The following is a 25,891-nucleotide window of genomic DNA, read 5'->3' as shown; positions in this document are numbered from 1 at the left end:
GCTTTTAAAAAAATTTTGGTGAATCTTTATTTTCTTTTGTCTGATTGCTGGGCTGCAATTATTTTTTGGATAAGTTTGCTTCCGTGCATTAAGGCTTAGAAAAGGGATATTGCTGCCCGGTAATCCGGGATAAAATTCTAAAAATATGCAGAAAATAGGAAAAAAGACAGGAGGATTATATGAAAAAAGATGTTTCAAATCGAAAACTTCTTGGTGTTGCTGGATTAGGATGGATGTTTGATGCGATGGATGTAGGAATGCTTTCTTTTATTATAGCTGCGCTTCAGGCAGATTGGAATTTGTCGGTTAAAGAAATGGGATGGATTGGCAGCGTCAATTCTATTGGTATGGCAGTCGGCGCTTTGGTATTTGGAATGATGGCTGATAGAGTAGGCAGAAAAAATGTCTTTATTATCACCTTATTATTATTTTCAATTGCTAGTGGATTATCAGCTTTTACAACAAGTTTGGCCTTATTTTTAATATTGCGTTTTATTATTGGAATGGGGCTGGGCGGGGAACTACCTGTTGCTTCTACGCTTGTATCAGAGAGTGTACCCACAGATAAAAGGGGAAGAGTGGTAGTATTACTAGAAAGTTTTTGGGCTTTTGGATGGCTTCTGGCAGCAATAATATCTTATTTTGTTATTCCAAAGTACGGTTGGGAGATTGCTTTATTAATTAGTGTTTTGCCAGCGTTTTATGCCTTGTATTTAAGATTGAATTTGCCAGATTCACCACAATATTTAAAAGTAGAAAAAAAACAGAAACTTTCTCCAATGGAAAGTATAAAAACAGTATGGGCTAAAGAAAATGCAAAACAAACAACAATGCTATGGATTCTTTGGTTTTGTGTCGTGTTTTCCTATTATGGCATGTTTTTATGGCTGCCTAGTGTTATGGTAATGAAAGGCTTTAGTTTAATAAAAAGTTTTGAATATGTATTAATCATGACATTAGCGCAGCTGCCTGGATATGCATTGGCCGCTTATTTAATCGAAAGAATTGGCCGCAAATTTGTATTAGTTTTTTTCCTGATTGGAACAGCGATTAGTGCTTTATTATTTGGAACGGCCGACACAACCATAGCTCTTATGATAGCAGGTATTCTTCTATCTTTCTTCAATTTAGGGGCTTGGGGGGCCTTATATGCCTATACTCCAGAGCAATATGCTACAAAGGTCCGCGGGACAGGAGTAGGGATGGCCGCTTCATTTGGCAGAATAGGCGGTGTACTTGGTCCTCTTTTAGTTCCATATTTAATGGGACAAAATATGTCAATCGCATTTATATTTACGTTGTTCTGCATTACTGTGTTTATCGGAGCAGCAGCTGTATTCTTTTTAGGGAAAGAAACAAAAAATGTAGAGTTATCCTAGTAAATGAAGCTGGATGACAGTTTTTTCACTTAAATACTATATTTGAAAAATTGCCGGATACCCCTGTATTTAAACCGAAGCGAATATAATTTCGCACAAAGGTTTAAACAGGGGTATTTCATTTAGTCATAATATTACTTTACTGATTTTTCAAATTCTTCAATATGAATGAAATTTAATGATTTATCTAAGAAAAAAGCTAATAGAACAAGTCTAGTTTTTTCAAATTTTAATAGAGTAAGTCTGGTTAGTTTTCAAATTGAATATTAGTGTAAACGCATTATTATTCCGATAATAAAAAATATATTCCATTTTCAGAATATTGATGATATTATTACTTCACAATAATTAGTAAGGAGGAGCATATTATGAAAACAACTAAAATTTTATCACTCAATATAATACTCATATTATGCTCTTAGGATTAAATGAAACCTATTTGTTTATAGGAATTGTTTAGTCCAGTTTTTGTTCTTAAAAAACGAGGCACTAAGCAAAAACGTAATGGTGCCTATCCGAATATCGGACAGGCTTTTTTATTGGGATTATATAATTTATTATAATAGAGGAGAAAAAACATGAATAAGAAGGCCTTTATGGACGGTTTATATAAAGCATCAGCAGGGATGTCGAATGCTGTTTTGGTAACATTAGGATTGGGTTTATTGTTTGAATCTATAGGTAAAGCATTGGGCTGGGATGCCCTTACGCATATTGGTTCGGTTGCAAAGGTGTTGCTGGCGCCAGCATTTGGTGCTGGAATAGCTTACCAATTGGGAGGGAATACATTAGTTATCTTTAGTGCAATGGTCTGTAGCAGCATTGGAGGCAATGCTATCCATTTGACAGATGCAGGAATGACGCTTGTGCCTGGGCAACCAATTAGTGCAGTTCTAGCAGCAGTTATCGCAACATATGTTGGAAAAAAAATCACAGGTAAAACAATCTTAGATATGATCGCTATACCAGCAGGAGCTATTCTTGTTGGAGGGTTCGCAGGAGTGGGACTAGCATATGTTACAACACCGTTATTAACATGGATGAGTGCACAAATTACCTCATCTGTGGAAGGGTCTCCGTTAATTGCACCAATGGTTATTTCACTTGTTTGGAGCATTTTATTAATGTCTCCAGCATCATCTGCAGCATTAGCTATCGCATTGCAGATGGATCCAATTTCAAGTGCTGCAGCATTAATTGGCTGTACGGTTCAGTTTGTAGGTTTTACAGCAATGTCACTTAAACAAAATGACTTAGGTGGTTTCTTAGCACAATCGATTATTACACCAAAGGTCCAATTCCCGAATATCGTTAAAAACCCATTATTGATTATTCCGCCTTTTGTAGCAGCAGTTATTTGCGCTCCAATTGCAACTTTAGGATTTGGTTTTACCGCAACATATGAATTAGCGGGTCTTGGATTAAATTCGTTAATTGCACCAATCAGCATTTTAGCAACACAAGGAGTGACAGGCTTTTTAATTTATATCGCAGTGGGAGTAGTATTGCCAATTGCAATCACGTTGCCATTGTACTATGTGATTTTAAGAGCAGGATGGGCAAAAACTGGCGATTTGGCAATGAGAATTCAATAAGGATTAAAGCAGGCTTAGGAATGAAAGGGGTCTCTGTTCAACGGCAGAACTCCCCTTTTTTCCTAAGCCTTTTATTTTAGGGCAGTTTTGGATAAGGGAATAATTTAATTATTGAAGGGGACGATAAAAATAATGGTGTTAAAAAATTTTGTGCAGTAAATCACATAATAGTTGCCTTTTTAAAAAAAGTGTATATAATAAAAGTGTGAACAACATGTGAAATTGATCACAATATATGTGACTAATTTCACTAATCATGTTATTTTTTCGCATTATTTTGTGAATGTATTCACAAGATATAAATTCAATACAAAGGAGCTTTTTAAAATGAAAGTAATTGTGATTGGATGTACACATGCAGGAACAGCCGCAGTAAAAACTTTAGCAAAATTAAATAATAATATAGATATTACGGTATATGAAAAAAATAATAATGTTTCATTTTTATCATGTGGAATAGCTCTATATGTTGGGGGAGTAGCTAAAGATGTAAACCAATTATTCTACTCATCTCCAGATGAATTGGCATCTCTTGGAGCGAAAATGTTTATGGAGCATGAAGTATTGGAAATAAATTCAGAGAAAAAACAAGTAGTAGTAAAAGATTTGCAAACAGGAAAAGAAAAGGTGGATATCTACGATAAACTAGTTATGACAACAGGATCTTGGCCAATAATTCCTCCGATTGAGGGCATTAACTTGGATAACATTTTATTATCTAAAAACTTTAATCAAGCTAATGAAATAATCGCTAAAGCAAAGGATATAAAGCATATTACTGTTATTGGCGCCGGGTATATTGGGGTGGAGTTAGTAGAAGCTTTTGCATTAAATGGCAAACAAGTAACGTTGATTGATGGAGAGGATCGGATCTTAAATAAATATTTAGATAAAGAATTTACAGATATAGTGGAAACAGAATTTGCAGCCAGAAATATTGAATTAGCTTTACAGCAAACAGTTGTAAAGTTTGAAGGAAATGAGCAAGGGCAAGTAACAAAAGTAGTTACAACAAAAGGAGAATATCAAACAGATCTTGTGATTTTATGTGTAGGATTCCGTCCTAATACTGCATTGCTAAAAGGAAAAGTCGATATTCTTCCAAATGGAGCAATAAAAATTAATGAATATATGCAATCAAGTGACCCTGATATTTATGCAGCAGGAGACAGTTGTGCAGTAAACTACAACCCAACTGGAGAACAAGTATATATCCCGCTAGCTACAAATGCAGTTAGAATGGGAACACTTGTCGGATATAATCTTGCAGGGCAAAAATTGAAATATATGGGGACACAAGGGACTTCTGGTTTGCATATTTTTGGCTATAATATGGCTTCAACCGGCTTAACGGAAGTATCGGCTGCCGCAGCAAAGGTTGCTTATGAGAAAGTGGAGATAGCAGAAAATAATCGTCCAGAATTTATGCCATCATTCGACCCAGTGCAATTAAAGATATTATTTGATAAGGTGACAAGACAAATTTTAGGTGCCCAAATTATATCTAAAGCTGATATGACACAAATGATCAACACCATTTCTGTCTGCATTCAAACGAAGATGACGGTTGAAGAACTAGGCTTTATAGATTTCTTCTTCCAGCCACATTTTAATAAACCTTGGAATACATTAAATCAGGCAGGTCTTGTGGCATTAGAGGCAAGTAAAGGAAGAGACAGGGAAAAGGTAAAAAATTAATGGTGATTATCTCTTGAAATGGAAAACCTTATAATGAAATTCCGTTTTATAGGCAAAAGTGGTGAAATGCTTGGGTAATTATGTGGAGATTTCTTCTGTTTGGGTTCAGGTTGTTGGTACCATTATATCCGCTGTTGCCAACAGCTCTTTTGATATTTTTACATCAGAGCAAGGGGATATATTAGACTTATACGGAAATGTTTTACAGGCAGCTGGGAATGCAATTCAGGCAGATGGGCAGGAAACCGTAACGTTTGAAAAAATTGGAGCGGAAATACAAGCAGTGGGCAATGTAGTAGTTGCTGGTGCATTTATATGTTTAACAGATAAAGTAAATACTACTCTTTTTGTTAAAGGAAATTGGCTCCAAGCATTTGGTGCTCTAGTTGAAGCTGTTGATGAGTATTTTGATAATTCAGGACCAAAACAGCCGTTAAATATTTTGGGAAATGCAACACAGGCAATAGGCAATACTTTTCAGGCAATTGGAGGATTGCAAGAACAGAAAAATAATCTTGAAAAGGCTGAATTTTTAGTGATTAGCGGCAGTTGGATACAGGCCATCGGCTCTATTTTAAATGCAATTGGCCAAACACAGGAGGAAATTTCAGAAAATAATCATAGCAAACATACTAAAGGTGAAAAGAAAAAGAATGATATATTTACGGAAAATAGGTTCTTAAATTATTATTCTGCTGCGAATATAGCGCAAAAATGAAGCAATAGCCACTTAGATATGCTCAAAATGGCTATTGCTTTATTTCATATATATATGGACATTTATGCAGATTCTTTGCATGAGTTTATTAAAAAGATTAGGAAATATTCTTCTCAGCCATTTTAGCAGTTAATGGATTACTATAGACAAGCCGTAATAGGTGTCCGTATAAGGCAGCCAAAATTTGTTGAAACAGCATGCCGATTACAACAGGAACAGCAACCTGAGGAGGAAAAAAGCTTACTGCTAATACAGCCCCAGCACTAATATTTCTCATTCCACCAGAAAAAATCATTCCAACAATTTCTTCTTTGCTCCTTTTTGTTCCTATACCAAGAATCCATGCGAAAAAGTAGCCCGAAAGAGCAATAAAAAAGACAGTAAGTGCAATTTGTATAAACTTTCTATCAATGTTTTGTAAATATGGAGCAACAACTGAGCTGTTAATGCTCACAACAGCAGCCAATCCTATTTTGGAAAAAGGAGCTAAAGTTTTATTCCACTTTTCGCATGCAGTGGAAGAATAAAATTGATTTAAGGCCATTCCTAAAACGGAAGGAAGCACAATCATTCCTAATAAGCCCTTCATCATATCCCACATTGGCAAATGGACCGTTTCTCCAACAAATAAGGACATCGAAAAAGGCACAATGAATGGGGACAGCAAAGTGTCAATAAGAATAATGGCCAATGTAAGAGCAATATTTCCTTTATACATAGATACCCAAATGGCGCTTGTTATCCCTGTTGGAATAACAACAGCTAAAGTCAATCCAGTGATTGTCAGGGGGTCACTCTGGAAAAATAGGTGTCCAATTGCAAATGCCCATAATGGAGTAATCAGGTGAAGAACGGCTAAAGTTAAAATTAGTGATAAGGGATGGGCAATTGTATGTTTAACCGATTTGAAATTGGATGTAAGGCTTCCTGCAAAAGTCATAGCAGCAAAAATCCATGGCACTAAAAAAGATAAGTCATGCAAGTAATCAGCTAGGATAACGCCAATAATAACGCTAGTGGGAGTAAGAAGGGGCATCCATTTGCCAAGAAAGGCATTTGTTTTTTGCAACATCTGCAAGACTCCAATCATAAATTCTTTTATGTACAGTTTAACGGAAGCAAAACTTTATGTATTTCAACAAAATGTCAGCAATTGAATTTTATTATAGCAAAAGCAAATAAATTATAAAGAACTCAAATGAAATAAATTTGTCAATATTCCCACAAATTCAAGAGAAGAGGATGATAACAATAGAGAACTTCTTTAAGTAAGGAAAAAAACCTCTTTTAAGAAGGACGGCGTTAAGGCTAACTGTTTATTTAAGTGGAAGTATAGGGCTCCTGCGGGAAAGTGAGCGCCTATAGCGGAAATCAATAGTCAATTTCAAAAAAATCTTTTAAAAATAGAAAGGTAAAATAATAGGCACTAAAAGAAGAGGTGAAACTATTATAATTCTGCTAAGATTTCTATTTTATCAGAGGATAAAACGACAACTCCTTTTTGGTCCATTTGTGCGATCTTATACATAGTGGCAGCGACTTTTTCTGCATGAATCCCTTTATATTTTTTTAAAGGGCCCACCATTAATTGATGAAAAAGAGGGAGAATAAATGAACTTAACTTTTCGCCAAAACGGAATTCCTCTCTTTCTCCTATTAATAAAGATGGCTGAAGAATCAAAAGAGCTTCAAAAGAAAATGCTGCCAAATTCTCTTCCAATATTCCCTTTATCCTGCTGTAAAAAATAGAGGATTTGCTATTTGCCCCAATTGCGCTAATGACAATAAACTGTTTCACTCCCATTTGTTTTCCTAGTTCTGCGCACTTTACAGGATAATCTACATCAATATTCATCATATTTTGTTGGGTTTTTGCTTTTTTGATAGTAGTGCCAAGACAACAATAAATATCATCCACTGCGAAATATTGCTGATATTGATCTAGTTGGTCAAAATCAATAATCACTTCTTTTAGTTTTTCATGTTTGTACCCGAGTGGTTTCCGTACGAAGGCGATGATTTCTTTATATGTATTGCTTTGCAGAAGTATTTGCAATAAATGTTCACCGACAAGACCTGTTGCTCCAATAATTAATGCTTTTTTCACCATTATTATTATCCCCTTCGCCAGTTTATTCATATAGTATAACAAAGATCTATGCCCCCACACATAAATGCACTCTTTTAATAAGGAGAAGTTAAAGTTTAATGCCCAAAAGATAATGGCGTTTTCATTCATTTTTTCTCTATTGTACCATTTGGGATAGGTGAATACTTAACAAAACGGCACATATAAATAAAGAAAGTTTCCGCAGTATTTAATGTTTGGGGGCTCGGAACGGAGGGCTGCTATGTATAAATTAGAAGTGCAAAACAATAGTAAAATCTTTAAAAAAGATGGGAAAGAATTTTTTGCGTTAAAAAATGTCAATTTAAAGATAGAAGAAGGAAAGTTTGTCAGCATTATTGGACCTAGCGGCTGCGGAAAATCTACTTTGTTTAATATTATTGCAGGTCTTATTCATCCGACAACGGGAAATGTCCTTTTAGATGGGAAAGATATTATTGGCCAAAATGGCTATGTAGGGTATATGCTGCAAAAGGATTTGCTTTTGCCATGGCGCACCATTTTGCATAATGTAATATTAGGTCTTGAAATAAAAGGGATCCGCAAAAAGGAAGCTATAGAAAGGGCTATGCCTTTGCTTGAAAAGTATGGCTTAGGCGGATTTGAAAATCATTATCCAGATGAACTGTCAGGGGGAATGAGACAGCGAGCTGCTCTTTTACGCACTCTTTTATACGATCAGGATATTATTTTGCTTGATGAACCCTTTGGAGCTTTAGATGCGCAAACAAGATTAATGATGCAAGAATGGCTGCTGCAAATATGGGGGGATTTTAGAAAAACAGTGCTTTTTATAACACATGATATTGATGAAGCCATTTTTTTATCGGATGAGATTTATATTTTAACCCAAAGACCTGGCACGATTAAAGAAAAAGTTGCAGTGCCTTTAAAAAGGCCTAGAGATGAACAAACTTTATTAGGCACAGATTTTATTGAATTAAAAAAACATGTATTAAATGTATTAAAAAGCAATGAAAAGGAAGAAACATAAGGGAAAGGAGCGACTAACCGTGTCAAGAAAAAAAGACAGCGCCAATCCTTTTGTAGAAGATGAAGAAGCGAAGGAAAAAAGACGGCGAAGATTAACTGTATATGGACAATGGGCAATTGGCATCTTATTGATTATATGTTGGGAACTATTTACACAGTGGAAAATATTAGACTCGTATTATTGGAGCAGCCCTTTGATTATATGGAAAACGGCATATATAGCGTTTATGGAAGGAACATTGCTGGATGATCTTGTTTATACATCGGGTGCTACTATCCTAGGCTTTATAACGGGAACCTTTGCAGGGGCATTATTGGGTCTGTCCTTTTGGTGGTCGTATTATTATTCCAGAATTTCAGAGCCCTATTTGATAGCATTTAATGCCGTGCCAAAGCTTGCGTTAGCGCCAGTGCTTGTTATCTTATTTGGAATAGGGTTCAGTTCTAAAGTAGTTTTAGCTTTTATGATGACAGTTATTGTAACGGCATTAGCTGCATATAGTGGCGTTAAAAGTGTTGATGCTGATTTAGAAAAGCTAATGTATTCTTTAGGAGCAAAAAAAATCCATGTATTCACAAAAGTTGTTGTGCCAACAAGTATGCCATGGATTGTAAGCAGCTTAAAAATCAATATAGCATTGGCGCTTGCAGGAACAATTGTAGGAGAATTTATCAGTTCAAGGCAGGGTATTGGAAGGATGATTCTTTACGCTGGGCAAATTATGAATATTAATCTTGTTTGGGTGGGAGTGGTTGTTTTATCCCTATTGTCCATTCTGATGTATTTTGCTACTGTCTGGATGGAGAAAATTTTGCTGAAAGGAAGACATGACAGCTAATTTTATGTTTGTTTTAAAAAAGAAAGGCACTAAAAATCGTTATAAGAAACCGGTTTTCATCATACTAAACATAGAACATTCTTCCACTTATTCTTCGTTATATATTTTTTCCAATATCATATTCTCAGCAATATTAGCACCTTTCTTTTTTTATTTTTCATATAGAAAAAGGGGGAATTAATTTGAAAAAATGCAAGCTGTTTCTCATTGTTTGTGTAAGTTTTGTACTCATGCTGGCAGGCTGTACTTCTAAGGACAAAGAGTCTGGAAATGAAAACGGCGATGGGCTAAAAAAGATTACCATTGCAGAGCCAGTACATTTAATTGGATATTTGCCACTATATGTTGCAATAGAAGAAGGTTATTTCAAAGAAGAGGGGCTGGATGTAGAGGTCATTACTGCAACGGGTGGTGCTCATGTAACGTCTGTTATTGGCGGTGATGCTTGGGGGAATATCGCTGGACCAGATTCTAACCAAATGGCCAATAAAGGCAACTCAGATCCTATTGTCTCTGTGGTAAATGTGGTCAATCGAGCAAATGTATACTTAATGGGCAATGAAGATACGAATATTAACAGCAGCAATAAAGAGGAGTTAAAAAGTTATCTGAAAGGCAAAACCATTGCGGCAGGGCGTTTTGGAGGAAGTCCTAATTTATTGACAAGATGGCTGTTGATAGATGTAGGTTTAGATCCGGAAAAGGATGCAGTATTAGAGGAACCCGCAGATGCTAGTGCAGTTGTTTCTCTTGTAGAGTCAGGGAAAGCTGATATTGCCAATGGCGGTGAACCGCAAATAACAGAAGGAATTAAAAAGGGTGTATGGAAAGAGCCATTTTACAGCTTTACAAGTTTAGGGGACTATCCATATTCGGTATTAAGCGTAAAGAAATCTACGATTGAAAAAGAGCCAGAAGTGGTCGAAGGTTTTGTAAGAGCTGTATTAAAAGGGCTAAAGGCAGTAGATGAAGACCATAAGCTTGCGATGAAAGTGCTAAAAGCAGAATTCCCATCTACGGCAGATGAAAGTTTGCAGGCATCCCTCGATCGAGCTTATGCTGATAAATTATGGAGCAAAGATGGATATATATCAAAAGAAGCTTTAGCAAAACCAATGGAAGTAGTAGAAAAAACAGGAGTTTATAAAGATGGGTACGAGTATGATGAGTTAGTTGATATGCAGTTTGTCGAAAAATCAACAAAATAATAAGAAGAAAAAACGAAGAGCAAAAGTTGGTTCTTCGTTTTTTTGTATATGCTTTGTTTTTATGCAATAGGTCAAGACTTATTAACTGCATTTTGGCAGTAGAAAAATATGCTGTTATTAAATATGAAAAATAAACATATATTTAAGAGACTCATTCTATAATAAAATGAGTTTATTTGTTATTACAAACATTTCGAGGAGAAAAGATCTTTAATAATTTCGTTCAATTACAAAATGGGCCCGCTCTCCTCGGAAAATGGTTTTGGAATATTCAATTGAAGAATTTTTATCATCATATGCGAATGTTTCCAGATTAAAGCATGGCTTCCCTTTAGAGATATTTAATGCATCTGCAACAGTTAGTTCAAGCTGCTCTATTGTTTTTTTTATTTTGATAGAAAATTGTGTTTCAAGAACTTTATATAGGGATTTTTCACATGCTTGAATGTCCAAGCCTGGAGCCTTCACCTATGGAATATATGCTGCTTCAAGTTGGAGCGGGTCATTATTTACATAACGAATCGGCTCTAATTTATTGACAGGATCGCCCGTTTTTAAGCAGAATTGCTCAGCTAAAAAAGCCGATGCCGCTATTACCTTTAAATGTAATGCTTTTATAGAAGGATTTTTTCTTTGCATCATAATTTGTTCTGAAAACTGTTCTACTGTACTGGTAAGCGATTGTTTTATTTTGTTTTCAGCAATAAAAGTCCCCTTTCCCTGCACTCGATGCAGCCATTTCAGGAGATTATGATCAAGCGCTCTTAGCTATGACTATTAATCCTCTTGTGCCAAGTGATCGAATAGCAAAATGTATTTTAGAGGAAATGTTAGAAGCGCATAAAGAATTTCTTTCTCAATTTTTTGCAAATAAACCTACCGAGGAGATTGTATTATGATAAAAGTACTCGTAAACGCAGATGATTTTGGATTTTCTCATGGGGTAAATTATGGAATCATGGATTGTCATAAATATGGTCTTGTTAATTCAGCGACGATGATGATGAATGCAGAAGCAACCGAACATGGGATAGAGCTGGCAAAAGGGGTGCCGACATTAAAAGTCGGGGTGCACCTTGTACTTACATGGGGCAAACCTTTAAGCAATAATGTTCCTAGTTTAATAGATGAGAATGGCAATTTTAAGAAGCAGCAAGCGGTATATGGAAATCCACAATCCATTGATTTGGTAGAACTTGAACAGGAATGGACTGCTCAAATAGAACGGTTTATTCAAGCGGGACTTGAACCGACGCATCTTGATAGCCACCATCATGTTCATGGAATAAAAGGGTTTTATCCAGTTATAAAAAAACTTTCTGACAGCTATCAAATTCCCGTCCGGCATGCAGGAAGCCATTTTAAGCAAATTCAGACAGTGACTGATTTATTATTGACTGATTTTTATGGAGAAACAGCAGTACCTGATTACTTTATAGAGCTCGGAAATCGTGTAAAGGATGTATCTAGTGTAGAAATTATGACACATCCAGCCTATTTGGATCATGAATTGCTTCAAGGATCATCGTATAATCAGCAAAGAGTAAAGGAAACAAGCATTTTAAAATCTGCAGTTTTGCCAAGTGGATTCAGTTTGCTTTAATTGAATAGGGGAAAAATCCTCAGCCTAAAGGGTTGGGGGTTTTTATAGTTATAAGGGAATCGATGAGTTTCAAATTTGTTATTGTTGAATAGATTAATTAAGAGATAAAATAAAAAAGTAATAGGTTAGGAGATAAATAAAGAATACGGAAGGAGCAGGATAATGCCGAATGAGCCATTGAATCCGTTCCGAAGGGAAATGTACGATTCCCTTGAAGCGTTTGTTGACCATGTAAGTGATTTGCTTGGATGTCCCATTACATTAGAAGATACACATCATCGTGTTTTAGTATACTCAAGTCATGATGATGAAACAGATATAGTGCGCATTTCCACCATTATAAGCAGAAGAGTGCCGGAAAAAGTAATAAATCGATTATGGAAAGACGGCGTAATTCCTCAATTGCTTCAAAGCAAAAAGCCGATTCGCATACAGGAAAAAAAGGAGATAGGGCTGGGCAATAGAGTGGCAATTTCTATTTGGAGGGGGGAAGAGGTAATAGGCTATATCTGGGCAGTTGAAATAAAGGAGCTGCTGACAGATGAACAAATGCGGATTCTCGAGCATGCTGCAGCCATTGGAAAACATCTTATGTCGCGATTTGGCAGGAACAAGGGAAGTTCTAATCAAGATAATCAAGAGTTTTTTTGGAGATTACTAACAGGTCATATTGGCGAAAAAGAAGCAGAAGAAAAATTAAAGAAAATCGGCATTTCTGCATCTGTTCCATTTACTATAATGGTATGTTGTTTTAATGAAGTAATAACAAAGGAAATAGAACGTCATATTTTATATTTACTAAAAATAGCAGAAGATGTAAAAATAATCCTTTCGACTATAGATGATAATGAATTGATCATTTTAACTCATCCAATGGAGGCAAAAGGCAAATCTTCCGTTACTTATAAAAAGTTTATACAAGGTTTTCAAAAGCATCTAAAGGAACGTTTCTGTATTGCAGATGTTAAGGGGAGTTTTGGCGGAATCTACAAAGATGCAAAGTATATAGGAAAAAGTTATAAAGAAGCAAAAACAGTGTTGGAAGTTCAGCAGAAATTCCCAAAGGAGGCGTATTCTTTTATCAATTATCAAGATTTAGGAATCTATCAGTTTTTGGACGTTATATTAGAAAAGCGAAAGCAAGATGGAGTGGACAATTTAGCGATTAAGAAGCTGGATGAATATGATAAATCCCATAATACAGAATTATTAGCGACCCTAGAGGCTTATTTAGACGAAAGCGAAAGCATGCAAAAAACGGTAGCAAGATTACATATTCATGCCAATACATTAAGTTATCGCCTTAAACGGATAGGAGATATTATGGAAATTGATTTAACTTCTCCTGCGCAAAAATTTATGCTTTATTTAGATTTAAAGCTTTTGCATTGGCTAAAAACCTAAGTTTTGTGAATTTTCACAAAAAAGATATTAGATATTTATTATTTTAAACAATGATTATTATCATTCTCCATCTTATTATAATGATAAGAGATATAACGAATTAATGTTATGAATAATAACAAGGAGGAATTGATAATGATTATTGGAATACCAAAGGAAATAAAAAACAATGAAAATAGAGTAGCGATAACCCCATCTGGTGTTTCTTTTTTGACAAAAGAGGGACATGATGTATTAGTGGAGGCAAATGCTGGTATTGGCAGTGGATTCAAAAATGAGGAATACAGTGCAGCAGGAGCGAAAATAATAGATGGAGCGAAGGAAGTTTGGGATGCCTCGGAAATGATCATTAAAGTAAAAGAGCCGCTGCCTTCAGAATATGGTTTTTTCCGCAAGGGACTTATTCTTTTTACTTATTTGCATTTGGCTGCAGAAAAGGAATTAGCAAAAGCTCTAACAGAAAATGGCGTTACCTCCATTGCCTATGAAACAATTGAGGTAAATGGCAAACTGCCATTATTGACGCCGATGAGCGAAGTGGCTGGAAGAATGGCTGTGCAAATCGGTGCGCAATTTTTAGAACAGCCGCATGGGGGAAAGGGGATTTTGCTTGCTGGTGTACCAGGAGTAAAAAGAGGTAATGTAGCCATCATTGGCGGAGGTATTGTTGGAGCAAATGCAGCGAAAATTGCTATTGGTTTAGGTGCGAATGTTACATTATTAGATTTGAATCCAGAAAGATTAAGAGAATTGGATAATCAATTTGGCGCAAGCTTAAATACAGTTATTTCAAATCCATCAAATATTGAAGAAGCAGTAGTTGGCGCAGATTTAGTAATTGGGGCCGTATTAATTCCAGGTGCAAAAGCACCGAAGTTAGTAACAGAAGAAATGGTAAAGAAAATGTCTCCAGGATCTGTTATCGTAGATGTTGCGATAGACCAAGGAGGCATCTTTGAAACAGTTGACCATATTACTACACACGATAATCCAACATATGTGAAGCACGGTGTCGTTCATTATGCTGTTGCCAATATGCCAGGTGCAGTTCCTAGAACATCTACAATTGCTTTAACGAATGTTACGATTCCATATGCATTGCAAATAGCAAATAAAGGTGCAGTTGCCGCAATTGAAAGTAATTATGCAATTAAACAAGGAGTAAATACATTTGATGGACATATTACGTATGCACCTGTAGCAAAAGATCTAGGGGTTAAGTATACTCCTGTACAAGAAGTGATTAATAGCTTATCAACTACAATTGTTTAATAAACGAGGTAGATGAAACTAAGCCGGCTTATCTTGAACTTATTCAGGATAGGCCGGCTTTTTGTTTCTTTTAAGAAGGGAAAGTCAAGTAGGCTTCCGTTTTGAGTTGGGAGCAAGAAGCTGAGCAGAAATTAGCAACTACAATTTTTTAAATAGATAATTTCCAATAATATGAAACTTTTTAAGATAAAAAGCGTATAAAAAGGGAGGATGGACGCAAGTTTTGGTTGATAGAAAAATGGAGTGCTATTAAAAGGGAAGGAGCAGGCTATGTCTCAAAATGCATTAGAGGTAAAAAATTTAACAAAAAAAATCAAAAATAAAAAAATTGTAGATTCAGTCAGTTTTTCAGTTGAAAAAGGAGAAATTTTTGGTCTATTGGGTCCGAATGGCGCAGGAAAAACAACAATTATTCGGATGATTGTCAGTTTAATAAACAGAACAGATGGAGAGGTTATAATTAATGGAAATCATTTAGATCAATCATTTGCTGAGGCGATGGGCAGTCTGGGTGCTATTGTTGAAAATCCGGAATTTTACAAGTATATGAGCGGATATAAAAATTTGCGGCATTATGCAAGAATGGCTAAAAAGCAAATTTCAGAAGAACGATTGCAAGAAGTGGTAAAATTAGTAGCATTGGAAAGTGCAATTCATCAAAAGGTGAAAACATATTCCTTAGGAATGCGCCAGCGATTAGGGGTTGCCCAAGCGTTACTACATAATCCTGCCATCCTGATTTTGGATGAGCCAACAAATGGTCTTGATCCTCAAGGAATAAAGGAATTCCGCAATTATCTCCATGAGTTAACTGCACAAGGTATATCTGTATTAGTATCTTCCCATTTGTTAGCTGAGATGCAGTTGATGTGCCACCGGTTCGCTATCATTGAGCAAGGAAAACTTATTCATATATCGACAATGGATGAAACGGTAGAAGAAGGAAATGAAGAAAAAAGAGAGGTTAGCTTTGACGTAGATAAGCTAGAACAAGCAATCACTATTTTAAGAAATAGCGAAATATCTTATGATTTTATTCAACAAAAGGATTCTACTCTGACGTTGAAATTGGAGAAATCATCTATTCCTTTAATAAATAAGCGGCTAGTAGAAAATGAAATAGGGGTATTTGCTATTAATGTAAGAAAATTAACTCTTGAAGACAGATTTTTAGAGATTACTAGTCATCAAGGAGGAAAGCAATAATTATGAGTGGTTTAGTGCAAAATGAATTAATAAAAATATTTGAGAAAAAAGTAAGCTGGATATTTGCTATTATTTTAATTGTTTCATTGGTAGCGGGTGCTCTTATTTATCAAAAAACAGGAGAAAAACAAAAGGAAGATACATGGCAGGAGTCAGTTCAGCTAGAAATTAAAGAGCTTCAGCAGCAGCAAAACAATGCCGCAAATGAAGAAGAAAAGGGATATATAGGAGAAGAAATAGCTCAAAAGCAATGGTATTTGGATGAAAAGGTAAACCCCTTTCATACTAATTGGAGCTTTATGAGTGAATTAGTTATTTCTATGAAATCATTAGTCACCTTATTTATTGTAATTGTTTGTGCTGGAAGTATTTCATCTGAGTTTTCGGATGGAACAATTAAACAGCTACTTATAAGACCGTATAAAAGATGGGCCGTTTTATTGTCTAAGTATATTTCACTGCTTATTTACTCTGCCTTTTTATGCACTGTATTGCTCCTTTTTGGTTATATTGTCAGCTTGTTCTTTTTTGGAAATGGTGGATTTGACAGCAAAATAGCCGCATATGGTATGGATGGAATAGTAGCGGTGAGCGGCGGAGAATATTTTTTTCAGTTGTTTTTATATTATTTGCCAGGATTGCTGATGGTTTTAACGATTGCTTTTATGCTATCGACTTTATTTAAAAATCAGGCAATTGCTGTAGGGATAGGAATTTTTGTTTTATTTTTCTCTTCGACAATTGGAAGCATACTGTTGTTTTTGGCTGAAAAATATTCATGGACAAAAATATTGCTATTCCCACATTTGGATCAAACTGTTTTCGTTTTGCAAGATAAGATTCTGGAAAATATTACTATGTCAATGTCATTAGGCATTTTAGGTGGATATTATATTGTCTTTATGGTTGTTACCTTTATATTTTTTCAAAAGCGCGATATTAGTATTTAAATTGTTGGGACAGCTGGTTAAAACTAGCTGTCTTTTTTGGTTAAAAGTAGAGGAAGAATGGTTGGAAAAGAAAAATAATAGCGTTAAATAGAAAGATAATTAAAAAAAATTAGATATTTACTTGATGTTATCTAGCTATTCCATTAAAATTATGTTAGATTTCTTAACATCTGAGCGAAAGTATAACCGAAGCAGGGTTTTTATTTTATCACGCATTAACGGGCGGTAAAACCCCTATCCAAGGGACTGTAAGAGAAAACGAGAAATCTAGGTGGGGAGAAACTTGCCCATAGAAACCTGATTGAAGTTTCACTTTATAAAGAGTAAAAGAAAGATTAAATGCGCTATTCTAAATAGAAAGGTGTGTTGTTTAAAGATGAAGCTGACACCTGTTGGAATGGAAAAACTGTATCTTTTTATGGCAGGGGAACTTGCAGAACACAGAAAGGGTTGAAGCTGAATTATCCAGAAGCTGTCGGGTTTATGATCCGCTGAAAATTTTTCCTGAAAAAATGGGACTATTAGAATGATTTATGTATGTAACATATGTCTGGATAATTACTCTGAAATTGGAATGGACAGAAAATCAGTTGCAGGAATTATTGCCCGTTGAGGATAAAAACCATGGAGTTGTTGTGGTTAGCTTGAAAAACAATGTTTTGCTAGTAAGGTGGCTTTCTTCTAACTTGCTGCAAATAAAAAAAGAGATTGAGAGGATTTTAATAAAAGCGAAAAAAGAGTGCAGGTAGATAAATCCAGAAAATAGAAAAAATCTGTGGGGCTTAGTGAGCAGAATTTTAGGGAGAGAGAATAAAGTGTCCAATTCTGCAAATGTGGCAAGAATCATTTGTGGAATTGGACTATAAAAATCAATTTATATTATATAGAATAAAGAAAAAGATATAAGTAATTAGCTATTTTGGACCATGCGCAATAAATCATGTGCATAATCTCCGGCAACTGCAGCGAAGTTTTCCCAAATTTCGTCGCGTTGTAAATCCAATTCAACAATTTTTTTCGCTAACTCAATTGCTTCTTTATTAATCATTTGCAAAAATGCTCCTCTCATTTTAGGTGGAATTTTATATTTGTAAAATAATCTAGAAGATACAATTAGGATTGTATAAGAAAATATTAAAAATATCATCTGAATTGTCAGGTAATCTTACCTATTTTTTTAAAATGATGTAAGAAATTCTTACAAAACATGCTTCGTTTTTCTAGAACCGTATTATAATTACGATAAATGAGATAAATAATTACTTCATGAGGTGGATGATAAAATGGATAACGAACCATCCTATAAAAAAAGAAAAGTTATCACAATCGGAGTTGTCAGCGAATTAACGGGATTAACGGAAAGGCAGATTAGATATTATGAGCAGCGCAAATTAATTTTCCCTGAAAGGCCAGAAAGAGGAAATCGGAAGTACTCCTTTTCAGATGTAGAGCGGTTGATTGAAATTGCAAACAAAAGAGAGGAAGGTGTTCGAACGCATGAAATAAGGCAGGAAATAATTAAAAAGACAAGAGAAGACGAAGAGAAAAAGATAAAAAAGCAAATGCTGCGTGGGCAAATAAATGCCAGATTTGGAATACAAAGAGATTGAAAATTCACCCTATTCTGTTTTGTTGTTTATATAGCTAAAAAATAGTATCTTCAAGTCCTTGTAAAGTAAGCAAAGGGCTTTTTTTATTTTGTTTTTCATCCGTTATTCTTCGCAAAGTGAATCTTCTATTGATTATACACACCTCTTTCATATAAACTTTAATATGGGAAATGATAAGTTGTCTAGGAAGCATATATAGCCGGTGAATATAGCGGCAAAAATTATCTGATTGCTGTGTCCTGTATAACTGTTTGCCTACAATTCATGTATAGACTACAACCTCTACTGGAGAGATTATATGGATTTAATATCAAAAGAAAAGACATATGAGATTATTGAGATTTGTTTATTAGCAGGAAAAATCATGTTGAAAAATGGCGCTGAAACGTATCGTGTAGAAGATACAATGACGAGAATTGCAACTGCTTACGGAGCTGAATATTCCGATAGCTTTGTTACGCCAACAGGCATTATTTTTTCAGTAGAAGGTATAGAGCCTACCAAAACAAAACTAATCAGAATTATTGAAAGGACTACAAATTTAGAAAAAGTAGTGAAAGTCAATGATATTTCAAGAAAAATCAGTGCTGGTGAACTAACCATTGCACAAGCATATTATTTATTAAATAAAATTGAAAATGAACAAAAAACGTACAGTGATGTTATGCAAGTAATGGCAGCTGCAATTGCAAGTGGTTGTTTCCTTATTATGTTTCAAGGTATTTGGGGAGATTTTTTGCCAGCATTAGCAGCTGGAGGAATAGGATTCTTATGTTCTGTTTATTTTCATCGTCTTGTACCAATTAAATTTTTTGCAGAATTTTTAGCAGCTTTTGTGGTAGGGCTTATGGCATTTGCAGCTGTACGGCTTGGAATTGGGACAGAAGTGGATAAGATTATTATTGGTTCTGTTATGCCGCTCGTGCCAGGACTATTAATAACAAACGCAGTGAGGGACTTAATGGCGGGCCATCTCGTATCAGGCATTTCAAAAGGTGCTGAAGCCTTTTTAACTGCCTTTGCCATTGGATCAGGCATTGCCGTACTTTTTGTACTTTTATGAGGGAGTAAGCATGTAATGATTATATTTTTAGAGCAAGGGTTTACCAGTTTTATTGCAACATATGCTTTTGCGATGATTTTTCATACCCCAAGACAAAAGCTTTTGCAATGCGGGTTTGTAGGTATGTGTGGTTGGTTGGCATACTGGTATGCGGTTCATATTCATTTAGATATTGTTCCAGCAACTATTATCGGTGCTTTTTTAACAGCTGTAATCAGCCAGGCTTTTGCAAGAATATATAAAACACCTGTCATTATATTCAGTGTTGCAGGCATTATTCCTCTTGTTCCAGGTGGGATGGCTTATGATGCGATGCGCAACTTTGTTGAAAATGATTATAGTACAGCAGTCAGTTTAGCCGCCAAGGCTTTTTTAATATCTGGATCGATTGCGATGGGGCTAATGTTCTCAGAGGTAATCAATCAAATAATAACAAAAGTAAATAAAAGAGTGAAGGCAAGCGATAAATAGTTGATGTAGAGGCTATTTATCGTTTGTTTTTTTTAGAAAAGATATCTATAGATTTACTTGGAAAAGAATTTCTATTTTGTTTGGGCATAAGTGGCCTGTTTATGTACAATGCGGTACATATGAATCGGTCAGGAATAAAAATCCTATATTATGCAAGGCTAGTATGGGAGGGACAAAAAATAGCCTTTTTAAACTACCTCCCCACTTAGCTAACGCCGGAAGTGGGGGGGAATGATAAAATAAACTCGGGATGAAAGGGAGATTATATGCATACATATGATTGCATAATTGTAGGAGGGGGAATAGCAGGATTGCAGGCCGCCATACAATTAGGAAGATATCAGCATAAAGTATTAGTTATCGATGGAGAAAATGGCAGATCTACCTTATGCAGAAGCTACCATAATATATTAGGATATCCAAATGGGATCAGTGGCAATGAATTGCGATCAATAGGAAAAAAACAAGCCATGGATTTAGGCATTTTATTTGAAACAGCAATGGCAATACATGCAGAAAAGCAAAATGAACAGTTTATTATCGAAACTGATTTACATAACCAGCATGCTGGAAAAAGACTGCTTTTGGCAACAGGCATAATGGATACAATTCCGCCTTTTGCGAACTTATTTCCATGTTTAGGAATCAGTGTTTATGTATGTCCAGATTGTGATGGATATGAAGTCAAAGAGAAAAAGACTGTTGTAGTAGGAAATGGAAATGTTGGGGCCAATATGGCGTTAACATTAACGTACTGGACAGAAGAAATTATCTATATAAACCATGGCGGCGGAGAGGTGGATGCAAACTTATTAAATAGGCTAAAAGAGCACAATATCCCGTATATAAATAAACGGATTAAGGAAGTAGATGCGCAAGAATCGCAATTAAAAAGCTATGTTTTAGAGGGAGATGTTAAAATAGAGACAAACAAAAGCTTTATTGCATTCGGCGGAAATAAGGTGAAATCAGATTTAGCCAGCCAATTGGGTGTAAAGCTTACGGAAAATCGGCATATTGATACAGACAGCAGAACAAAGGAGACAAATATCCAGCATGTTTTTGCAGCAGGGGATGTTGCCGTTCATTCTGAGCAAGTGACTATTGCTATGGGGGAAGGATCACAGGCGGCCATTTGGATCCACAAATCTTTATTGGAAGAAAATTAGCAGATTGCTCGGTATACTCTATACCCAATAATGTTGCCATACGTATATAAAATAAAAGAGTGTTCCATCAGCTTCTGCTCCATTTCTATATTTTGAGGAACATTTCGATCCATTTCTTCCTCTTCTACTTCTGGAGTGGATAACATATGGGAGAAAACAGAATGGGCCAATTTAATTTCGATGCCTTTAAAGCCAGCCTCTTTCATGCTGGCTACCCATTCTTGCTCTGTTAAAACTTGATTGATTCCATATACAGAACACATATTACTTTGTTCCACTGGCGTTAAGACTCTTTCAGCAGTCATCTCTAAAGCAAGAAGCACTCCATTTGGTTTTAAGACTCGTTTCAATTCTTTTAAAGCTTTTTTGCTATCAGTAAAAATGAGGACAGACTCGACTAGAATAATGTCAAAGCTATTAGGGGAAAAAGGGAGATTTTCCAAGCTGCCTTGCAAAAGTTGGATGGAAAGCTGTTCTTTTTGAAATCGTTTCAATGCGCGTTGCACCATAGTTGGATGGTAGTCAATGCTTGTTACATGACAAGGATAATTTTTCTTAATAAAAGCAGATGTTTGACCAGTTCCGCATCCTGCATCCAGTAAGTGTGTAGCATTTGAAATTTGTTCCCTTTCTAATAATGCCTTTGTTAAGGATAATCCTCCTGGATGAGCACCATTTACTCCGAAATAAGCAAGAGCATCTTGATAAGATGGTTTCATAATTTTCCTCCTAATTATCTAAAATAAAACAATAAATTGCTTTTTATACTATATGAGATTTGTGTCTATTTGTTCATATATTAAACTAGACTGATAACAGCAAATCGAAATTGATTTGCTATAATAAAGAAAGAGGTTTGTATAAGGAGAGAAGTTATTGTATGGCCCAACCAAAAACGAATGCAATGAGATTTTTAGATAGTTGCGATATCGATTATGAAGTATATATATATGAAAACAAAGATGGGAAAATTGATGGTATATCGGTTGCCAATAAAATCAACAAAAATATTGATATGGTGTATAAAACCTTAGTCGCAAAGGGAACAGGGACGGATGTTTATGTTTTTATTGTGCCTGTAGGCGAAGAACTGGACTTAAAAAAGGCGGCAAAAGCAGCGAAAGAAAAGAAAGTGGAACTAGTTGCTGTAAAAGATATTCAAAAACTAACTGGTTATATAAGAGGTGGATGTTCTCCATTAGGAATGAAAAAGAAATATGAAACCTTTATTGCTGATAGCGCCGAAAAAATTTCTTCTATTATTGTGAGCGGGGGAAAGATTGGAATTCAAATGGAGCTCAAAGTGGCAGATTTAAAAGAAACAGTAGATGGGAAATTTGCAGATATTACGCATTAAATTATTCCTTTAGGCTATTTTCGTATAAATTTTTGCTTTTAAAAAAGCAGTATGAATATTTTGAGCTTTCCGCATGAGAGCGCGGATTCTCCTTATCGTATACACTCCCGCCAGGGTCTCGATTTTTTTTACTTCCACAGGAGTCTACGTGTATTCAGGCTGCTATATCTTTTTTTCATTTTGTCTGTTGAAAAAACAGTCTTCATTTAAATAGGCTCTTATTTTATGCAGCGTTTTCTTGCAAGAGAAGAAAGCGCTTTTTGTTTTAAGCGACAAAAAAGATGCACAAAGGATCGCTGTTTGCATACGATAACTCTAGGTAAAAGCCTATAAGGAGTGAGTTATCTATGTATCCAGAATACCCTTACTATGGTCAGAAAAAAGAAACAAAAACAGTGCCAATTGCTTTCCCGCCTCAACATCAGAACCGTATGCCGGGTTTTGAATATGAGATGAATCCTCGACCCATTTCAGAGAATCCAAATTATAAAAGCGGCAATCGTCTAAAAGACAAAGTGGCCATTATTACAGGTGGCGACAGTGGAATTGGAAGAGCAGTTGCCTATTCATTTGTGAAAGAGGGAGCAAAGGTTGTTATTGTTTATTTAAATGAACATAGAGATGCCATGGAAACAGCAAATCGAATCAAGGAATTAGGCGGGGAGTGCTTATTGATTGCAGCGGATTTAACAGAAGAGAACAACTCAATTTTAGTTGCAAAGCAAACAATGCAGCGGTTTGGAAAAATTGATATTCTTATAAATAATCATGCTGTGCAATATGTACAAAAAAGTATTCTGGATATAACAAAAGAACAGTTAGAGCATACGTTTAAAACAAATATCTTTTCCTTTTTCTATTTAATAAAAGCAGTGCTTCCATATTTAAAGGAGGGAAGTTCTATCATTAATACGGCATCGATTACTGCTTACAGCGGCTTTAAAGAGCTGTTAGACTATTCTTCTACAAAGGGTGCCATCATTTCTTTCACAAGATCCTTGTCTTTATCCCTCGTTAATAAAAGAATTAGAGTAAATGCTGTTGCACCGGGCTCCTTTTGGACACCACTTATTCCAGCCAGCTTTTCTGAAAAAAAAGTAATGACGTTTGGCACGGATTCCCCTTATAAGAGAGCAGGTCAACCTTTCGAATTAGCGCCTGCATATGTTTATTTAGCATCGGATGATTCAGGCTTTACCACTGGAGAAGTTATTCATGTAAATGGCGGTCAGATGGTAACAACGTGATATAGAGGCAAATAGTATGAAAAAAGCTTTTCTCTCTATGGAAGGCATATAGGGAAAAGCTTTTTATTTATAATGAATGAACAGACGCTTAATCTCAACCCGCTTCAAGATGATAAGAGAATGCGAGAACAGAAACTTGCCTGTTAAAGGCTGATATAAAAATACACAGGCTCTTAGCCTGTGTAACTTTCAACTCACAATCAGCAGGGGGAAGAAAACTCTAATGATGTTGTTAGTTTTATTTTATTTTATTGGAAGGCAGGATGATCAAGAAGATAAAGTTGCTTATATCGCACATTAGCCATTAATTCTACATGGGTTCCCCGCATTATTATTTCTCCATCCTCCATAAATAAAATTTCATCCATTTCCTCCACACCAACTAGATGATGAGTAATCCATACAATAGATTTTTCCTGTAAGCTTGCAAAAATAGTCTTTAAAAGCTCCTTTTCCGTTTTTGGATCTAAACTGGCATTCGGCTCATCCATAAGAACAACTGGGGTGTTTTGCAACAGAATTCTTGCAAGTGCAACCCGTTGTTTTTCTCCACCGGAAAAGCGCTGCCCCGTTTCTTGCATAAATGTATTCATACCATCTGGCAAGCTGTCTATTAGATTTTCAAGTTGGGCAAGCTTTATAGCTTTTTTTATTTCTTCCTCTGTAGCATCATCAACCCCTAAGGTTATATTGCTGCGCAATGTTGTATCAAATAAATGGGGATTTTGATTCAATACAGATAGAAAGGAAGAATTAGTCTCATGATAGTCATGGGCATCATGGTTGTTAATTAGCACTTTTCCTTTTTGGGGAATAAGAGCACCTTGAATCAATTTCAGCAAAGTAGATTTGCCAGCACCGCTCCTGCCGATTATTGCAATTTTTTTCCCTTGGGGAATAGCAAGCTGGATATTAGAAACCGATAAATTATCTTCAGACAGATAAGAAAATGATGTCCCTTCCAATTCAATGTCAATCCGTGATGTATCGATGCTTTTTAAGTCTTTATTGGAATATATGGTTTTTTCTTCTTTTAATTTTTTTAAGCGCTCCAGTGAATCTTGATATCCTGGAATTTTTTCAAAAGCGTCGGAAATAATTAAAAAAGCATCCAGGACAGGAAAGGCAACTAGGATGATTGCTGCAATGACTGTGGCAGAAATGGCCCCTTGGGCATATTGTTCACTTGACCACAAGGCAAGCGTTATAATAATGACAGCTGCAATCCCTTGACTAAAAAAGTTTCTCCATCTAGAAAAACTTTGAAGTTTTCGATTGATAGAAGCAGCGGCAGCTTCTTTCTTTTCATAGTCCCCGATAAATTGTTTTGCACGGCCACTGATTACCCAATCGCTTACCCCAAGTATATTATCTGTCAATTTCTGATATAAAGCATTCCGTTTTTGTTTATATGCCTTTTGTTTTTTTTGGATAAAGAGAAGAGACAAAATTGGCAGGATGATAAGCAATACAGCCAAATAAAAGCCGATTAAAAGAGCAAATGTCATATCAAACATTCCAATGGCAATCAGAACAATGATATATAGAAAAATGGCAGAAATAGTGGGGAAAATAGTCCGCAAATAAATATACTGCAGCTGTTCAATATCTTCTGCCAGTATTCCAAGCATATCTCCCATTTTAAATCGAGATTTAAGAAAAAGAGCCTGAGGTTCTAATATACGGTATAATTTTACCCGCATTCTAGAAAGAATCCGCAAAACAGTATCATGCCCGGCGAGCCTTTCTAAATAGGCAAAAACTGCTCGGCTTATTCCAAATGTGCGAACCCCCACGATTGGAATATAAACTAACAGTATATTCTCTACAGGAATGGCAGCTTTTGATATTAAATAGCCAGATGTAAAGGTAAGCATTGCTGCTGTAAACACTGTAAGGAAACTAAGTGTGATAATTAAGATGATGCGAAGACCATTTCCCTTTAAGAAGGGAAGAATCCATTTGTTTTGTTTCATTGTTT

23 protein-coding genes and 2 pseudogenes are annotated in these 25,891 nt (G+C 35.6%); 19 read left to right on the top strand and 6 right to left on the bottom strand.

The features are described from left to right. The first annotated feature begins 179 nt into the window (after nucleotides 1-179). From NCCP28_RS15640 to NCCP28_RS15625, 4 genes are all read left to right on the top strand, one after another. Complete coding sequence (locus NCCP28_RS15640) at nucleotides 180-1,379, top strand: MFS transporter (RefSeq protein ID WP_248562356.1); 1,200 nt, start codon at nucleotides 180-182, stop codon at nucleotides 1,377-1,379. A 578-nt stretch (nucleotides 1,380-1,957) separates the two neighbouring features. Continuing rightward, nucleotides 1,958-2,974, top strand: a complete 1,017-nt coding sequence (locus NCCP28_RS15635; RefSeq protein WP_248562355.1) for a PTS sugar transporter subunit IIC — start codon at nucleotides 1,958-1,960, stop codon at nucleotides 2,972-2,974. Nucleotides 2,975-3,301: 327 nt separating this feature from the next. Next, nucleotides 3,302-4,672, top strand: coding sequence for an FAD-dependent oxidoreductase (locus NCCP28_RS15630; protein WP_248562354.1), 1,371 nt, complete (start codon nucleotides 3,302-3,304; stop codon nucleotides 4,670-4,672). A gap of 70 nt (nucleotides 4,673-4,742) precedes the next feature. Then, nucleotides 4,743-5,390: a DUF6944 family repetitive protein gene (locus NCCP28_RS15625; RefSeq protein ID WP_248562353.1), complete on the top strand. Its 648-nt coding sequence runs from the start codon at nucleotides 4,743-4,745 to the stop codon at nucleotides 5,388-5,390. A 97-nt stretch (nucleotides 5,391-5,487) separates the two neighbouring features. On the opposite strand, the gene NCCP28_RS15620 is transcribed toward NCCP28_RS15625, so the two are convergent. Together NCCP28_RS15620 and NCCP28_RS15615 are read right to left on the bottom strand one after the other, a co-directional pair. Further along, entirely contained in the window at nucleotides 5,488-6,462 is a 975-nt protein-coding gene (locus tag NCCP28_RS15620) for a bile acid:sodium symporter family protein (RefSeq protein WP_248562352.1), read from the bottom strand. Nucleotides 6,463-6,837: 375 nt separating this feature from the next. Then, nucleotides 6,838-7,500, bottom strand: coding sequence for an NAD(P)H-binding protein (locus tag NCCP28_RS15615; RefSeq protein WP_248562351.1), 663 nt, complete (start codon nucleotides 7,498-7,500; stop codon nucleotides 6,838-6,840). Between the two features lie 241 nt (nucleotides 7,501-7,741). On the opposite strand from NCCP28_RS15615, the gene NCCP28_RS15610 reads away from it, so the two are divergent. The 3 genes from NCCP28_RS15610 (at nucleotide 7,742) to NCCP28_RS15600 (ending at nucleotide 10,558) form a co-directional block, all read left to right on the top strand. Next, entirely contained in the window at nucleotides 7,742-8,512 is a 771-nt protein-coding gene (locus tag NCCP28_RS15610) for an ABC transporter ATP-binding protein (RefSeq protein ID WP_248562350.1), read from the top strand. Continuing rightward, the gene (locus tag NCCP28_RS15605) at nucleotides 8,493-9,350 is read left to right on the top strand and encodes an ABC transporter permease (protein WP_375709417.1); all 858 of its coding nucleotides are present in this window, start codon (nucleotides 8,493-8,495) and stop codon (nucleotides 9,348-9,350) included. The genes NCCP28_RS15610 and NCCP28_RS15605 overlap by 20 nt, the downstream gene beginning before the upstream one ends. A gap of 182 nt (nucleotides 9,351-9,532) precedes the next feature. Then, nucleotides 9,533-10,558: an ABC transporter substrate-binding protein gene (locus NCCP28_RS15600; protein WP_375709416.1), complete on the top strand. Its 1,026-nt coding sequence runs from the start codon at nucleotides 9,533-9,535 to the stop codon at nucleotides 10,556-10,558. Between the two features lie 210 nt (nucleotides 10,559-10,768). Here the strand turns inward: NCCP28_RS15600 and NCCP28_RS15595 are convergent. Next, nucleotides 10,769-11,197: pseudogene (locus NCCP28_RS15595) on the bottom strand (GntR family transcriptional regulator). Between the two features lie 86 nt (nucleotides 11,198-11,283). On the opposite strand from NCCP28_RS15595, the pseudogene NCCP28_RS15590 reads away from it, so the two are divergent. The 6 genes and pseudogenes from NCCP28_RS15590 to NCCP28_RS15565 form a co-directional block, all read left to right on the top strand. Beyond that, nucleotides 11,284-11,457, top strand: a pseudogene (locus NCCP28_RS15590) (6-phospho-beta-glucosidase); the annotation flags it as partial. After that, nucleotides 11,454-12,161 (top strand): chitin disaccharide deacetylase, encoded by a 708-nt coding sequence (gene chbG, locus NCCP28_RS15585; RefSeq protein WP_248562348.1) that lies wholly within the window; start codon nucleotides 11,454-11,456, stop codon nucleotides 12,159-12,161. The pseudogene NCCP28_RS15590 and the gene chbG, both read left to right, overlap by 4 nt. A gap of 162 nt (nucleotides 12,162-12,323) precedes the next feature. Next, nucleotides 12,324-13,565, top strand: coding sequence for a PucR family transcriptional regulator (locus tag NCCP28_RS15580; protein WP_248562347.1), 1,242 nt, complete (start codon nucleotides 12,324-12,326; stop codon nucleotides 13,563-13,565). A gap of 135 nt (nucleotides 13,566-13,700) precedes the next feature. After that, nucleotides 13,701-14,837, top strand: coding sequence for an alanine dehydrogenase (ald, locus tag NCCP28_RS15575; protein WP_248562346.1), 1,137 nt, complete (start codon nucleotides 13,701-13,703; stop codon nucleotides 14,835-14,837). A gap of 270 nt (nucleotides 14,838-15,107) precedes the next feature. Next, on the top strand, nucleotides 15,108-16,043 hold the full coding sequence (locus NCCP28_RS15570) for an ABC transporter ATP-binding protein (RefSeq protein ID WP_248562345.1): 936 nt from the start codon (nucleotides 15,108-15,110) through the stop codon (nucleotides 16,041-16,043). Nucleotides 16,044-16,045: 2 nt separating this feature from the next. Then, complete coding sequence (locus NCCP28_RS15565; RefSeq protein WP_248562344.1) at nucleotides 16,046-16,993, top strand: ABC transporter permease; 948 nt, start codon at nucleotides 16,046-16,048, stop codon at nucleotides 16,991-16,993. A gap of 910 nt (nucleotides 16,994-17,903) precedes the next feature. Here NCCP28_RS15565 and NCCP28_RS15555 read toward each other — a convergent pair. Beyond that, nucleotides 17,904-18,047 (bottom strand): hypothetical protein, encoded by a 144-nt coding sequence (locus tag NCCP28_RS15555; protein WP_248562489.1) that lies wholly within the window; start codon nucleotides 18,045-18,047, stop codon nucleotides 17,904-17,906. 229 nt (nucleotides 18,048-18,276) lie between these two features. On the opposite strand from NCCP28_RS15555, the gene NCCP28_RS15550 reads away from it, so the two are divergent. From NCCP28_RS15550 to NCCP28_RS15535, 4 genes are all read left to right on the top strand, one after another. Further along, a complete protein-coding gene (locus NCCP28_RS15550) occupies nucleotides 18,277-18,603 on the top strand; it encodes a MerR family transcriptional regulator (protein WP_248562343.1) in 327 nt (108 codons plus the stop codon). 298 nt (nucleotides 18,604-18,901) lie between these two features. Continuing rightward, complete coding sequence (locus NCCP28_RS15545; RefSeq protein ID WP_248562342.1) at nucleotides 18,902-19,666, top strand: threonine/serine exporter family protein; 765 nt, start codon at nucleotides 18,902-18,904, stop codon at nucleotides 19,664-19,666. A gap of 15 nt (nucleotides 19,667-19,681) precedes the next feature. After that, nucleotides 19,682-20,137, top strand: coding sequence for a threonine/serine exporter family protein (locus tag NCCP28_RS15540; RefSeq protein ID WP_375709415.1), 456 nt, complete (start codon nucleotides 19,682-19,684; stop codon nucleotides 20,135-20,137). A gap of 266 nt (nucleotides 20,138-20,403) precedes the next feature. Continuing rightward, nucleotides 20,404-21,306, top strand: coding sequence for an NAD(P)/FAD-dependent oxidoreductase (locus NCCP28_RS15535; protein WP_248562341.1), 903 nt, complete (start codon nucleotides 20,404-20,406; stop codon nucleotides 21,304-21,306). Here NCCP28_RS15535 and NCCP28_RS15530 read toward each other — a convergent pair. Next, nucleotides 21,303-22,025, bottom strand: coding sequence for a class I SAM-dependent methyltransferase (locus NCCP28_RS15530; protein ID WP_248562340.1), 723 nt, complete (start codon nucleotides 22,023-22,025; stop codon nucleotides 21,303-21,305). The genes NCCP28_RS15535 and NCCP28_RS15530 overlap by 4 nt on opposite strands. Nucleotides 22,026-22,186: 161 nt before the next feature. On the opposite strand from NCCP28_RS15530, the gene ybaK reads away from it, so the two are divergent. Both ybaK and NCCP28_RS15520 read left to right on the top strand, forming a co-directional pair. Beyond that, a complete protein-coding gene (gene ybaK / locus NCCP28_RS15525) occupies nucleotides 22,187-22,663 on the top strand; it encodes a Cys-tRNA(Pro) deacylase (RefSeq protein WP_248562339.1) in 477 nt (158 codons plus the stop codon). Between the two features lie 347 nt (nucleotides 22,664-23,010). Further along, nucleotides 23,011-23,910 carry an SDR family oxidoreductase gene (locus NCCP28_RS15520; protein WP_248562338.1) on the top strand — a complete coding sequence of 300 codons (900 nt, stop codon included), beginning with the start codon at nucleotides 23,011-23,013 and terminating at the stop codon, nucleotides 23,908-23,910. Between the two features lie 248 nt (nucleotides 23,911-24,158). On the opposite strand, the gene cydC is transcribed toward NCCP28_RS15520, so the two are convergent. Continuing rightward, complete coding sequence (cydC, locus tag NCCP28_RS15515; protein ID WP_248562337.1) at nucleotides 24,159-25,886, bottom strand: thiol reductant ABC exporter subunit CydC; 1,728 nt, start codon at nucleotides 25,884-25,886, stop codon at nucleotides 24,159-24,161. Nucleotides 25,887-25,891: the final 5 nt, after the last annotated feature.

Source organism: Niallia sp. NCCP-28, from assembly GCF_023168165.1.
Lineage (GTDB): Bacteria > Bacillota > Bacilli > Bacillales > Cytobacillaceae > Niallia.
The sequence above is the reverse complement of the archived record's forward strand: the minus strand, read 5'-3'. Positions and strand labels throughout refer to the sequence as shown.